Origin of the sequence: Mesorhizobium sp. M8A.F.Ca.ET.161.01.1.1 (assembly GCF_004792105.1) — a bacterium.
Classification (GTDB): Bacteria; Pseudomonadota; Alphaproteobacteria; order Rhizobiales; family Rhizobiaceae; genus Mesorhizobium.
The window spans coordinates 99683-112728 of sequence record NZ_SRTD01000014.1 but is presented as its reverse complement, the minus strand read 5'-3'; the positions used below and the strand labels follow the sequence as shown (position 1 = coordinate 112728).

Here is a 13046-nt window from a genome sequence, read left to right as displayed (position 1 = left end):
GTGACCCACTGGGAGGAATACCGATGAAGAAGATGCTTTTGCTGGGCGTTGCGTCTGCCGCGTTCGCCCTGAGCGCGCCCGCGCAGGCCGAACTGAAGTTCAAGCCGGGTGAGGATTCGAAGTTTCACTGGGCGAACTACGACGACCTCAAGAAGGTCGACCTCAAGGGCGAAACGCTGACCATCTTCGGTCCGTGGCGCGGCGAGGACGAGACGCTCGTCCGTTCGGTGCTCGACTATTTCCAGGAAGCGACGGGCGCCGAGGTCAAATACTCCTCGTCCGAGAACTATGAGCAGCAGATCGTCATCGACACCCAGGCCGGCAGCCCGCCAAACATTGCCGTCCTGCCGCAGCCCGGCCTGATCCAGGACCTCGCTTCCAAGGGTGTGCTGACCCCGCTGGGCGACGACGTCGCGGCTTGGGTCAAGGAGAATTACGCCGCCGGCGACTCCTGGGCCAAGCTCGGCACCTACAATGGCAAGGACGGCAAGCCGGGCTTCTATGCCTTTCCCTACAAGATCGACGTGAAGGGGTTGGTCTGGTACTCGCTCGACAATTTCGAGGAAGCCGGCTACAAGGTGCCGAAGACGCAGGAAGAACTGGCCGAGCTCGAAAAGAAGATCATCGCCGATGGCGGCAAGCCGTGGTGCATCGGGCTTGGTTCGGGCGGCGCGACGGGCTGGCCGGCGACCGACTGGGTCGAGGACATCATGCTGCGCACGCAGCCGCCCGAAGTCTACGACAAGTGGGTGAAGAACGAGATCCCGTTCACCGATCCGGCGGTGGTCAACGCCATCGACATCTTTGGCAAGATCGCCACCGACGACAAGATGGTGGACGGCGGCGCCAAGGCAGTCGCGGCGACCGACTTCCGCGACAGCCCGAAGGGCCTCTTCACCGTGCCGCCGAAGTGCTACATGCACCATCAGGCATCGTTCATCCCTTCCTTCTTCCCGGAGGGCGTGAAGCTCGGCCAGGATGCGGACTTCTTCCCCTACCCGCCTTACGCCTCCAAGCCGGAACTGGGAACCCCGCTGGAAGTGGCCGGGACGCTGGTGATGATCACCAAGGATTCCAAGGCGTCGCGCGAATTCATCAAATTCCTGCAGATGCCGCTCGCGCATGAATTGTGGATGGCGCAGAAGAGCTTCGTCACCCCCTTCAAGGGAGCCAACAAGGACGCCTATGGCAGCGATGCGCTGAAGAAGCAGGGCGAGATCCTGGTCGGCGCCACGACGGTACGCTTCGACGGCTCTGACCTGATGCCCGGCAAGGTCGGTGCCGGCTCGTTCTGGACCGGCATGATCGACCTGGTCGGCGGCAAGTCCGCCCAGGACGTCGCCACCGGCATCCAGAAGAGCTGGGACGCTATCAAATAGCGGGGCGACCTAACACCTTCCAATCCTCCTGCTGGATCCGGGCCACGGCCCGGATCCGACCGGCGGTGCTCGCCGGAAGCCTTCACGTTTCGATTGTTCCGAATAACTGAAAGTCGGTGCATCCGATCGCCAGCATCGCTGGCCGGTCATGCGCAGGGAGAGGGACCCATGGCGACTCAGATTTTCTCGGCAATATTCGTCATCATCATCGGCGTCGGCGGCTGCGTCGCCTATTTCTGGGGCGCCAACAAACTGCTCGATTTGATCTTCCCCTCGCGCGGGGTGTCCGGGACGGCCGCCGTCAACAATCTGCGCCGGCAGGGATTGGTGCGGCCCTGGCTGTTCGTGGGTCCGGCGCTGATCATCCTGATCATCTACCTGATCTATCCGGTGATCGCGACGCTGTGGCTGTCTTTCTTCGACCGCGGCGGCACGAGTTTCGTCGGGTTCGCCAACTACGAATGGGCGCTGCGCGATCCGGATCTGCGAAACGCGATCATGAACAATATCCTGTGGCTGGCGGTGGTGCCGGCGGCCTGCACCTTCCTCGGCCTGATCATCGCCGTGCTTACCGACAAGATATGGTGGGGCACGATCGCCAAGAGCCTGATCTTCCTGCCGCTGGCCATCTCCTTCGTCGGCGCCAGCGTGATCTGGAAGTTCATCTACGAATATCGTGGCGACGGCCAGATCCAGATCGGCCTGCTCAACGCCATCATCCAGCATTTCGGCGGCCAGCCGCAGGTCTGGATATCGCTGCCGTTCTGGAACAACTTCTTCCTGATGATCATCCTGATCTGGATCCAGACCGGTTTCGCCATGGTCATCCTGTCCTCGGCGCTGCGCGGCATCCCCGAAGAAACGCTGGAAGCCGCCGTCATAGACGGCGCCAACCCGTTCCAGATCTTCTGGAAGATCATGGTGCCGCAGATCTGGGGCACTATCGCGGTGGTGTGGACCACCATCACCATCCTGGTGCTGAAGGTGTTCGACATCGTCTTGACCATGACCAACGGCCAATGGAACAGCCAGGTGCTGGCCAATCTGATGTTCGACTGGATGTTCCGCGGCGGCGGCGACTTCGGCCGCGGCGCGACCATTGCCATCATCATCATGATCGCGGTCATTCCGATCATGATCTGGAACATCCGCCAGGCCAACAAAGAGACGGGAGGGCACTGATATGGCCGTGGCGACCGGAAATTCCTTCGCAAGCCGTTTCGGCGTCCATATCGCGGTGCTCGTCTTCGTGGCGATCTGGACCATCCCCACGCTCGGCATCCTCGTCTCGTCGCTGCGCGACAAGGACCAGATCGTCGCCTCGGGCTGGTGGAATTCGTTCGCCAGTTCCAGCCAGACCGAGGCCGGGCGCCTGCCGGCCGCCTCGGCGCAGACCCAGAAGGACGGCAAGTTCGTCCTCGAGGGCAACATTTTCGGCGACGGCGTCAAGCGCAACATCAGCGCCTTCGGCGTCAAGGCAGCAGCACCTACACAATATCCGGCCGGCACATCAGCCGACCTCGGTGACGGCGTGACCCTGCAGGTCAATGCCGACGGCAGCTTCGTCATGGCATCGCCCAAGGCCTTCGAAGGCGATCGCGGCCAGCGCGTCTACTACGCCTCGTCGGCGCCGCCGAAATTCACCACCGACAACTACCAGACCGTGCTGTTCTCCGAAGGCATCGGCCGCTCCTTCATGAATTCGCTGACGGTCACCATCCCGGCGACCGTGATCCCGATCCTGATCGCGGCCTTTGCCGCCTACGCGCTGGCCTGGATGCGGTTTCCCGGACGCGCCTTGCTGATAGCGGTCATCATCGGCCTTCTGGTGGTGCCGCTGCAGATGTCGCTGATCCCGCTGCTCAGGCTCTACAACGGCGTCGGCACTTTCTTCGGCGTGCCGTCCAAGACCTATCTCGGCATCTGGCTGGCGCATACCGGCTTCGGCCTGCCCTTCGCCATCTACCTGTTGCGCAGCTATATCGCCGGCCTGCCGCGCGAGATCATGGAATCGGCCCGCATCGACGGCGCCAGCGATTTCGAGATCTTCGTCAAGATCGTGCTACCGCTGTCCTTCCCGGTGCTTGCCTCCTTCGCCATCTTCCAATTCCTGTGGGTATGGAACGATCTGCTGGTGGCAATGGTTTTCCTCGGAACGGCGCCCGATCAGATCGTGCTGACGGCCAAGCTCAATGCGCTGCTCGGCTCGCGCGGCGGCAACTGGGAGATCCTGACGACATCGGCCTTCATCACCATCATCGTGCCGCTGATCGTCTTCTTCTCGCTGCAGCGCTATTTCGTCCGCGGGCTGCTGGCCGGCTCGGTGAAAGGAGGTTGAGACAATGCAATCGGCTTTGAAGGCGACTTCGAAACCAGACCCCGCCATCGACCGCGACTGGTGGCGGGGCGCGGTGATCTATCAGATCTATCCACGCAGCTTTCAGGACTCCAATGGCGACGGCATCGGCGACCTCAAAGGCATCATCGGCAGGCTGCCCTACATTGCCGCCCTTGGCGCGGATGCCATCTGGATCTCGCCTTTCTTCAAATCGCCGATGAAGGATTTCGGCTACGACGTCTCGGATTATTGCGACGTCGACCCGATGTTCGGCACGCTGGCGGATTTCGACGCACTGACGGCGGAGGCGCACCGGCTGGGCCTCAAGGTGATGATCGACGAGGTGCTGTCGCATACCGCCGACATCCATCCCTGGTTCAAGGAAAGCCGCTCGAGCCGCGTCAATCCGAAGGCCGACTGGTATGTCTGGGCGGACGCAAGGCCCGACGGTACGCCGCCCAACAACTGGCTGTCGATCTTCGGCGGCTCGGCCTGGCAATGGGACACCAGCCGCCAGCAATACTACCTGCACAATTTCCTGGCCGAGCAGCCCGACCTCAACTTCCACAACGCGGAAGTCCAGGACGCGCTGCTCGACGTCACCCGCTTCTGGCTGGAGCGCGGCGTCGACGGCTTCCGCCTCGACACCATCAATTTCTACTTCCACAGCCAGGGGCTGGAAAACAACCCGCCGCTGCCACCGGAAGAGCGCAACGACCAGACCGCGCCGGCGGTCAATCCCTACAACTACCAGGATCATATCTACGACAAGAGCCGGCCGGAGAACCTCGCCTTCCTCGAGCGTTTCCGGGCGCTGCTCGACGAGTATCCGGCGACCGCCGCGGTCGGCGAAGTCGGCGATTCGCAGCGCGGGCTGGACGTGGTCGCCGCCTATACAGCGGGCGGCAAGCGCGTGCATATGTGCTATTCCTTCGACTTCCTGGCGCCGGAAAAGATCGGCGCAGCCAAGGTCCGCTCGGTGCTGGAAGCCTTTGGCGAGGTGGCCAGCGACGGCTGGTCGTGCTGGGCGTTTTCCAACCATGACGTGATGCGCCCGGCCTCGCGCTGGGCCGCCGGCGAAACCGACCCGACCGCTTATCTCAAGGTTATCTCGGCATTGCTGATGTCGCTGCGCGGCTCGGTCTGCATCTACCAGGGCGAAGAACTCGGGCTCGGCGAGGCCGACCTGCGCTTCGAGGACCTGCAGGACCCCTACGGCATCCGCTTCTGGCCGGAATTCAAGGGCCGCGACGGCTGCCGCACACCCATGGTGTGGGACGGCAATGCCAGCAATGGCGGCTTCTCCCAGGCAAAGCCCTGGCTGCCGGTGCCGGCCAAGCATCTGTCACAGGCGGTCAACGTGCAGCAAGGTGACGAAACCTCGCTGCTTGAGCATTACCGGCGCTTTCTCGCCTTCCGCCGCGCCCATCCGGCATTGGCCAAGGGCGACATCAGCTTCATCGAAAGCCAGGGCGACACCGTCGCCTTCACCCGCCGGGCGGGCAATGAGGAGATCGTCTGCGTCTTCAATCTGGGCGCTGCGCCAGCGAAGGTTGACTTCGGCAACCGAACCCTGCAACCTTTGGCGGGACACGGATTTTCCGGGCAGGCAAGCACCGGTACGGTCGAACTCGGCGGTTACGGCGCCTGGTTCGGGCGCATAGGCTGAACATCTGAGGAACCACTGGGAGGAAATCAATGGCCGATGTCAATTTGAGACAAGTGAAGAAGTCCTACGGCAATCTCAACATTCTCCACGGCATCGACCTCGACATCAAATCGGGCGAATTCATCGTCTTCGTCGGCCCGTCGGGCTGCGGCAAGTCGACCTTGCTGCGCTCGATCGCCGGGCTTGAGGAAATCACCTCGGGCGAACTCAAGATCGACGGCCAGGTGGTCAACGACGTGCCGCCATCGAAGCGCGGCATCGCCATGGTGTTCCAGTCCTACGCGCTCTATCCGCACATGACAGTCTACGACAACATGGCCTTCTCGATGAAGATCGGCAAGGAAAGCAAGGCCGAGATCGACAAACGGGTGCGGCAGGCCGCCGAAATCCTGCAGCTGACCAAATATCTCGACCGCCTGCCCAAGGCGATGTCGGGCGGCCAGCGTCAGCGTGTCGCCATCGGCCGCGCCATCGTGCGCAATCCAAAAGTGTTCCTGTTCGACGAACCGCTGTCGAACCTTGACGCGGCACTGCGCGTCGCCACGCGTATCGAGATCGCCAAGCTCAAGGAATCGATGCCCAACACGACCATGATCTATGTCACCCACGACCAGGTCGAGGCGATGACGCTGGCCGACCGCATCGTGGTGCTAAAGGATGGCCACATCGAGCAGGTCGGCACGCCCATGGAGCTCTACAAGAACCCCGGCAACCTATTCGTCGCCCAGTTCATCGGCTCGCCGGCCATGAACATCCTGCCGGCCACGGTCGACAAGACGGGCAACCCGACCATCATCAGCCATGTCGGCGGCCGCAAGGCGACGGTGCCGATCGCGACGCCTGCTTCGGCAAAGGGAGCGGCGGTCAGCTTCGGCGTGCGGCCGGAAGATCTCGCGATCGCCAGTGGTGCGGACTATCTGTTCGAGGGGACGGTCGATTATGTCGAGCAGCTCGGCGAGGTTCAGTTGGTCTATATCGACATCGGCCGTGCCGACCTGCCGCTGGTGACCAAGCTGCCGGGCAATGTCGAGGTCAGGCGCGGCTCGACGCTGCAGTTGACCGCCAATGCCGGCGACCTTCATATCTTCGATGCGGATGGACGGTCGTTCGCGCTGCACGAAGCGGAAGCAAAAGCCGCCTGAGGCCAGCCATGTCTCGACAACAAAAAAAGAGAGCAGCGGGCAGGCCCGCCGCTCTCTTTTTATACATCACGACGGCTGGTTAGTTGTTGCCGAAGAGATTGCGGTCTGCGCCGTGAGGGGCGGACTTCTGCACGTCGCCGGACGAGTTGAGCAGCTTGTAGATGGGTGAGTCGCTGTTGCGGACCGAACCCGTATGCGACGTATCGACATTGACGGTCGACGATGCAGTGGGCTGATTGGCGCCATTGGAGCCATAGTTGTCACTGCCGGCGAAAGCGCTGCCGGAGAGGGCCAGAACGGCGGCGGCAGCAATGAGGATCTTGTTCATTTCCAATACTCCTAACGTCTTGAATTCCACGAGTGGCGAGCGAGCCCGCCACTCGCAACAGGCGTCAACGGCCGAAGAGGTTGCGATCGCTACCCGGCCGGGTAGGCGCCTCGGTGGCCGGAGCCGACTTGCCGATCGACGCGGTGTTCGCGTTGTCGGTCGACGTGACAGCCGCCTGGTTGGCACCGCTCGAACCGTAGTTGTCGCTGCCGGCAAAGGCGCTGCCGGAGAGGGCCAAGACGGCGGCGGCGGCAATGAGGATCTTGTTCATTTTAGGTACTCCTGAATTTGTGGCATCCACCCCGCGCGGCAGGGTCGCCCCGCCGCAAGCCGGGGATCGGCTGTTAGTTGTTGCCGAAGAGATTGTGGTCGGCGCCCTGGGCAGGCGTCTGAGCAGCCGGCTCCGACTTGCTGGTCGAAGCGGTGTACGAGCTGTCGACAGTGGCAGCGGGGGTGGCGGCGTTCGAACCGTAATGGTCGCTACCAGCGAAGGCGCTGCCGGAAATGGCCAGAAGGGCGGCGGCAGTGAGAACAATCTTTTTCATTTTGGGTACTCCAGTATTTTTCCGTCCGTCTAGCGGCGTGTCTTGGGATTAAAATCGCGTCGTTCGGACCGCCCCGATGTGGGAGAGCACCTCTGCTGTTTCCAATCACGAAGTTGTTCAGCGTGGACCATGACTCTACCACTTGAAATTGTGCCAGTGATTTCCACATCTGTTATTTTCTGTCGTTATATCAATCAGTTAGCTAAAAATGGCACCCCGATCACCAACTGTATCGGAGGCTCGGCGTTCACACCGTCCTGCACGCACCGTCAACAGAAACGAACCGTTCGGTTCGATTTTAGAATCTGCTAATAGTCACTTTTCGAAACTGTTAACCTTTTCGCCCCCGGCAAAGGGGTCGAAAAAACGGTGCCGGCGCGCCTGGCGACAGAAGGCGATTTGATGATGCGACCCCTGTCACGACGTTCCAGCATGCGTGTCGCGCCGCATGGATGCGATGTCGCTTTCATGCCGATGTCGCAAACCCTGCCGTGATTAGATCAGGCATCTCAGGTGCCGCTGCGTGACGACGGAGCGGAGAATTGGGAAGCCGGTCAGATTCCGGCGCTGCCCCCGCAACGGTGGTGGAGTTCAAGTCGCAACGGGAGACCACTGGGCGTAAGCCTGGGAAGGTGTCGCGATGGTCCGTAAGGACGACTCCAGAGCCCGGAAACCAGCCCGAGATGGCTAGAACTCGACTGATCGCGGTGGGCGGTCAAGAGGCGGATGGTGTTTGTCCGGCTTTGCGCCGATCTGCGTCCAGTCCTTCCTCAATCACCACCAGTTCAGTCCTTGAAAATGAGGACAGGACATGGACGCGCGCAACGACATGCTGAGGCTCTTGAACAGCCGCAGACAAGGCTTTTCGCTGGAACAGCCTTTTTACACCGACCCGGACTACTTCAAGCTCGACATGGAGCTGATCTGGTATCGCGACTGGCTGTTCATCGGCCATGATTGCGAATTGCCCAAGCCGGGCAGCTTCATCACCGTGCAGATCGGCGACTATCCTATCGTGCTGGTGCGCGATCAGCAGGGCAAGATCAACGCCTTCCACAATTCCTGCCGCCATCGCGGCAGCCGCGTCTGCAACAGCGACAAGGGCATGGCCGCCAAACTGGTCTGTCCCTATCACCAGTGGACCTATGAGCTGGACGGGCGCCTGCTGTTCGCCCGCCAGATGGCCGAGGGGTTCGACAAGAGCCAGTTCGGGCTGAAGCCGGTCGCCTGCGAAAGCGTCGCCGGCTATGTCTTCATCTGCCTGGCCAAGGAGCCGGCCGACTTCGCGCCGATGCGGGCGATGATCGAGCCCTATCTCAAGCCGCACCGGCTGAGCGAGGCCAAGATCGCCTTCGAGAGCACGATCATCGAGAAGGGCAATTGGAAGCTGGTCTGGGAAAACAACCGCGAATGCTATCATTGCGCGGGCAATCATCCCGAACTGTGCAAGACCTTCCCGGAAGCACCGACCGTGACCGGCGTGCAAGGCGCCGACAGCGATCCGGAGATGCTGGCGCACTGGGCGAAGTGCGAAGCTGTTGGCCTGCCCAGCAAATTCCGCATCGACCCGGCCGGGCAATACCGCGCCACCCGCGCGCCGCTGCTGCGCGACGCCCAGAGCTACACGATGACCGGCAAGCGGGCGGTGAGGAAGGACCTGTCCGACAGCGTTTCGGCCGACCGCATCGGCACGCTGATGCACTATCACTACCCGACGACCTGGAACCACATCCTCGTTGATCATGCCGTCACCTTCCGCGTGCTGCCGGTCAGCGCCACCGAAACGGCAGTGACGACGAAGTGGTTGGTGCACAAGGACGCGGTCGAGGGTGTCGACTACGATCTCGCCGAACTCACCCATGTCTGGACCGAGACCAACGACCAGGACCGCCGGATCGTCGAGGAGAACGCTTTCGGTATCCTGTCGCCGGCCTATGAACCCGGCCCGTATTCGGAGCTGCATGAAGGCGGCGTCATCCAGTTCGTCGACTGGTATGCCCGCTTCATCGGTCCGCGCCTGGCCGAAGGCGGGCGGCCGGCGCTGCGCAGCGTCGCCTAGCGCATGTCACCCAAAAGTGTGCAGCGGTTTTGGGATCACGACATCCGCAAAATGAAAGGTATGCAGGGATGAATGCGATGACCGACCTTGGCCTCTATCGCCATCTCGACCAGATGGCGCCCTGGAACGACAGGCTGCAGGTGCTGGAAGTGACCGGTGTCAGCGACGAGGCGCCCGACGTCAAGACCTTCACCTTCCGGTCCGACAACCAGACCTGGTTCCGCTACAAGCCGGGCCAGTTCGTGACGCTGGAACTGCCGACGCCGGATGGGCCGCTGATGCGCACCTACACGCTGTCGTCGTCGCCGTCGCGGCCGTTCTCGATCGCGGTGACGGTGAAGGCGCAGGCGGGCAGCATCGGCACACGCTGGATGTTCGATCACCTGGCGCCCGGCTCGCACGTCAAGGCCTATGGACCGGGCGGCGACTTTTCACTGCACAGCCATCCGGCGGCGAAATATCTGTTCGTCTCGGCCGGCTCCGGCGTGACGCCGATGATGTCGATGCTGCGCTGGCTGAACGACTGTGCGCCATGGACCGATGTCGGTTTCGTCAACTGCGCGCGGCGCCCGGAAGAAATCATCTTCCGCAAGGAACTCGAACTGCTCGGGGGCCACATGCCTGGCCTGTCGCTCGGCTTCATGATCGAGGAGCGGTCGAGCCGCGAGGGCTGGTACGGCCATATGGGCCGCATCGACGCCATCCGGCTGCCGCTCCTGGCACCCGATTTCCGCGAACGCGAAATCTTCTGCTGTGGGCCCGATCCCTTCATGCGCGCCGTGCGCGGCATGCTCGAAGCCGCCGGCTTCGACATGGCAAAGTACCATCAGGAAAGCTTTGCCGCGCCGACCGTGGACGAAGTCCCGGCACCGTTTGCCGCGCCGGCTGAAGCCGGCGCGGCAATTTCCGTCGAAGCCGCGACGCCGATCCGCTTCGCGCTTTCGGATGTCGACGCCGACTGCGTCGCCGGCCAGACCGTGCTGCAGACCGCGCGCGCCTCGGGCGTGCGGATACCGGCGGCCTGCGAATTCGGCCTGTGCGGAACTTGCAAGGTGAAGAAAGTCTCCGGCAGCGTCGAGATGAGTCACAATGGCGGCATCCTCGATCATGAGATCGACGACGGCTTCATCCTGGCCTGTTGTTCCAAGCCATTGTCGGCGCTGGAAATCGAGGCTTGATCCGCCCGTCCTTCGACTGATCCCGGAAATGTCGGCGCCTTGCCGGCAAGGTTACCTTGCCAAGGAACGACCGAAAGTCTACAGGCGTTGTCGGTGGAAGCGGTCCTGCTGGCGGGCAGGGATGTAAAGCGGGGCAACAATGAAGCATGAATCCCATGCCTATGCGGTTGCGAGCCGGGATATCGTTTTCGAATCCTTCGATGGCGAGGCCGTGGTGCTCAACCTTGCCAATGGCAAATATTTCGGCTTCTCCGATTCCGGCAGCAAGGCGTGGCAGGTGCTTTCGTCCGGAGCGGACGCCCAGGCTCTGATCGGGCTGGCCGCGGGCGGCTCGACAATAAGCCACGCCGAACTCGAACACTTCATATCGCAGCTGCTCGAACTGGGTTTGCTGGTGCGTTCGGAAGCGGCGGCGCAGCCACTGCCGGGCGAATTGCAAGCCGAGCTTGCCGCCACCAGCGAGCCGCTCAATGTCAGCATCCACGACGACCTCGCGGACCTGATCGTCGTTGATCCCATCCATGAGGTCGAGGAACCCCTTGGCTGGCCGGCGGTCAAGCAGGCTTCCTGATCGGCCGGCCGCAGCCGTGATGGAAGGCGCTTGATGCCGCGCGTCACGCTCGAAACCCTGCCGGACTACGCCCGGTATCTCATCGCCGCCGCTGAAGGCGCTGCCTCGCGCTATCCGACCATCCGGCGGGTTCGGCTGCCCGGGCTGGAACTGGCCGTGCATCTGGGTCACGGTGTGCTCGCCGACGCCCTGAGCCATGCATTTGTCGAGGCCGCTCACGATCAGCCGGAACCGTCCACCTGCCGCATCTTCATCGCTCATCCCGGCATCGACGGCATCCCGGAGCCGGCGCGATGGGGCGACGCGCATTTCACCGAGCACGGCTTTGCCAAACGGCTCGCCGAAGCCGGGTTACGCGGCCACTATTTCCACGATCTAGATTTCTGGCAGATCTACGATCCCCAACGTTGCGTTGGCGTACAGCTGATGGCCTCGGCCGATGCCTTTCCGCCTTGGGAGCCGGGGGCACCGCTGCGCGCCTTCCTGCATTGGGAATATGCCGCACGCGGCATGCGGCTGACCCATGCCGGCACGCTCGGCATCGATGGCAAGGGTATCCTCCTTGCCGGCTCGCGTGGAGCCGGGAAATCCGGCACCGTCGCCGCCGGCCTGCTCAACGGACTAGACAGTGTCGGCGACGACTATGTGCTGATCGATCTCGCCGGAGGCGTGACCGCGCGGCCCCTTTTCTCGACCTTGAAGCAGGACGCGCAAGGTTTCACGCGGCTGGGCCTGCAAAAGCGGCTAACGGCGCAAGGCCCGCTGAACTGGCAGGGCAAGCACATGTTTCACGTCGATGAGATCGCGCCTGGGCCGGTGCCCGCGATGCTGGACATCGTTGCGCTGATGGTGCCACATATTAGCGGTGGCGGAGCAAGTTCGATCATGCCGGTGTCGCGCAGGGATGCCATGATTGCCTTGGCGCCGTCCGGCATCGCACAGATGCCGGGCGAACGCGAAAGCGGCTTTCGCTTCTTCAGCGAATTGACGCGCCGCCTGCCGTGCTTTCGTTTGTCCCTCGGCACCGACCCGGCGGAGATCGCCGGCACGATCGAGGACGTCCTGACACGAGGCGCCCGGTGAAGCTCAGCGTGATCATGCCTGTGTACAATCGCGAGCGCTACGTCGTCCCGGCGCTGCGCTCGTTGATCAGGCAGCGCGCTGACGCCGACTTCGACATCATCGTCATCGACGATGGCTCCACGGACGCCTCGGTGGAGGCAGTACGGTCGACGATGCGCGAGGCGCCCTGCATCCGCCTGTTTCTGCAACCCAATATGGGTGTCGCGAGGGCGCGCAATGCCGGGCTGAGACAGTTGCCGCCGGATGCCGGATTTGTGTCGTTCCTCGATTCCGACGACATCTCGCTTGCCGGGCGCTTCAAGGCGGATCTGGCTTGCTACGAGGCCGACCCGGGCCTTGACCTGACCTACTCCCTGATGACCCTGGCCGAGCAGATAGACGATGACACGATGGAGCCGGTAGCGGGCAGCCGCACTGTAACGCTGCGCGGCATTTCAATGAGCACCGGACTGTTCAGCCGGGCGCTTGTCGATCGCATAGGCTGTTTCGACGAGGAATTCGACCAGTGCGAGGACACTGACTATCTGCTGCGCATCTTCGAAACGGGTCCGAATTACCGTCTTCTGGAGACCGTCGCGATCTACTACAGGCGCCACGCCGGCAATATCACCCGGAAGCGCGAGGGCCGGCTCCGCGACCACATGCGGGCGATCCACAATTCGACCCGGCGACGCAGGGCCGACCCGTCCCTGCGTGAGATTCCCCGCATTTTCGAGCTCAAGAGCACGCCCGACTGGCGGCTGTTTTGATGCGG

The 13046-nt window shown here is 62.5% G+C and carries 13 protein-coding genes and 1 riboswitch; of the genes, 10 read left to right on the top strand and 3 right to left on the bottom strand.

Annotated features, from left to right (window positions below):
- Window positions 1–23: 23 nt before the first annotated feature.
- From EN804_RS26975 to ugpC, 5 genes are all read left to right on the top strand, one after another.
- The gene (locus EN804_RS26975) at window positions 24–1379 is read left to right on the top strand and encodes an ABC transporter substrate-binding protein (RefSeq protein ID WP_135921740.1); all 1356 of its coding nucleotides are present in this window, start codon (window positions 24–26) and stop codon (window positions 1377–1379) included.
- Window positions 1380–1547: 168 nt separating this feature from the next.
- Window positions 1548–2561, top strand: a complete 1014-nt coding sequence (locus EN804_RS26970; RefSeq protein WP_135921739.1) for a sugar ABC transporter permease — start codon at window positions 1548–1550, stop codon at window positions 2559–2561.
- 1 nt (window position 2562) lies between these two features.
- A complete protein-coding gene (locus EN804_RS26965) occupies window positions 2563–3717 on the top strand; it encodes a carbohydrate ABC transporter permease (RefSeq protein ID WP_127275670.1) in 1155 nt (384 codons plus the stop codon).
- A gap of 4 nt (window positions 3718–3721) precedes the next feature.
- Window positions 3722–5386 (top strand): alpha-glucosidase, encoded by a 1665-nt coding sequence (locus tag EN804_RS26960; protein ID WP_135921738.1) that lies wholly within the window; start codon window positions 3722–3724, stop codon window positions 5384–5386.
- A 29-nt stretch (window positions 5387–5415) separates the two neighbouring features.
- Window positions 5416–6528 carry a sn-glycerol-3-phosphate ABC transporter ATP-binding protein UgpC gene (ugpC, locus tag EN804_RS26955; RefSeq protein ID WP_127873348.1) on the top strand — a complete coding sequence of 371 codons (1113 nt, stop codon included), beginning with the start codon at window positions 5416–5418 and terminating at the stop codon, window positions 6526–6528.
- Between the two features lie 79 nt (window positions 6529–6607).
- On the opposite strand, the gene EN804_RS26950 is transcribed toward ugpC, so the two are convergent.
- The 3 genes from EN804_RS26950 to EN804_RS26940 all read right to left on the bottom strand — a co-directional run bounded on the left by EN804_RS26950 (window position 6608) and on the right by EN804_RS26940 (window position 7401).
- Window positions 6608–6856: a DUF680 domain-containing protein gene (locus EN804_RS26950; protein ID WP_127275667.1), complete on the bottom strand. Its 249-nt coding sequence runs from the start codon at window positions 6854–6856 to the stop codon at window positions 6608–6610.
- A 64-nt stretch (window positions 6857–6920) separates the two neighbouring features.
- Window positions 6921–7127, bottom strand: coding sequence for a DUF680 domain-containing protein (locus tag EN804_RS26945; protein WP_127873347.1), 207 nt, complete (start codon window positions 7125–7127; stop codon window positions 6921–6923).
- A 73-nt stretch (window positions 7128–7200) separates the two neighbouring features.
- Window positions 7201–7401: a DUF680 domain-containing protein gene (locus tag EN804_RS26940; RefSeq protein WP_127275665.1), complete on the bottom strand. Its 201-nt coding sequence runs from the start codon at window positions 7399–7401 to the stop codon at window positions 7201–7203.
- A gap of 494 nt (window positions 7402–7895) precedes the next feature.
- Window positions 7896–8098: riboswitch (cobalamin riboswitch) on the top strand.
- 114 nt (window positions 8099–8212) lie between these two features.
- Here EN804_RS26940 and EN804_RS26935 point away from each other — a divergent pair.
- From EN804_RS26935 to EN804_RS26915, 5 genes are all read left to right on the top strand, one after another.
- On the top strand, window positions 8213–9460 hold the full coding sequence (locus EN804_RS26935; protein WP_127873346.1) for an aromatic ring-hydroxylating dioxygenase subunit alpha: 1248 nt from the start codon (window positions 8213–8215) through the stop codon (window positions 9458–9460).
- Window positions 9461–9537: 77 nt separating this feature from the next.
- Window positions 9538–10638: a hybrid-cluster NAD(P)-dependent oxidoreductase gene (locus tag EN804_RS26930; RefSeq protein WP_127873345.1), complete on the top strand. Its 1101-nt coding sequence runs from the start codon at window positions 9538–9540 to the stop codon at window positions 10636–10638.
- A 139-nt stretch (window positions 10639–10777) separates the two neighbouring features.
- Window positions 10778–11209 (top strand): PqqD family protein, encoded by a 432-nt coding sequence (locus tag EN804_RS26925; RefSeq protein ID WP_127873344.1) that lies wholly within the window; start codon window positions 10778–10780, stop codon window positions 11207–11209.
- 33 nt (window positions 11210–11242) lie between these two features.
- The gene (locus EN804_RS26920) at window positions 11243–12292 is read left to right on the top strand and encodes a serine kinase (RefSeq protein ID WP_135862489.1); all 1050 of its coding nucleotides are present in this window, start codon (window positions 11243–11245) and stop codon (window positions 12290–12292) included.
- Entirely contained in the window at window positions 12289–13041 is a 753-nt protein-coding gene (locus tag EN804_RS26915) for a glycosyltransferase family A protein (protein WP_189343549.1), read from the top strand. The genes EN804_RS26920 and EN804_RS26915 overlap by 4 nt, the downstream gene beginning before the upstream one ends.
- Window positions 13042–13046: the final 5 nt, after the last annotated feature.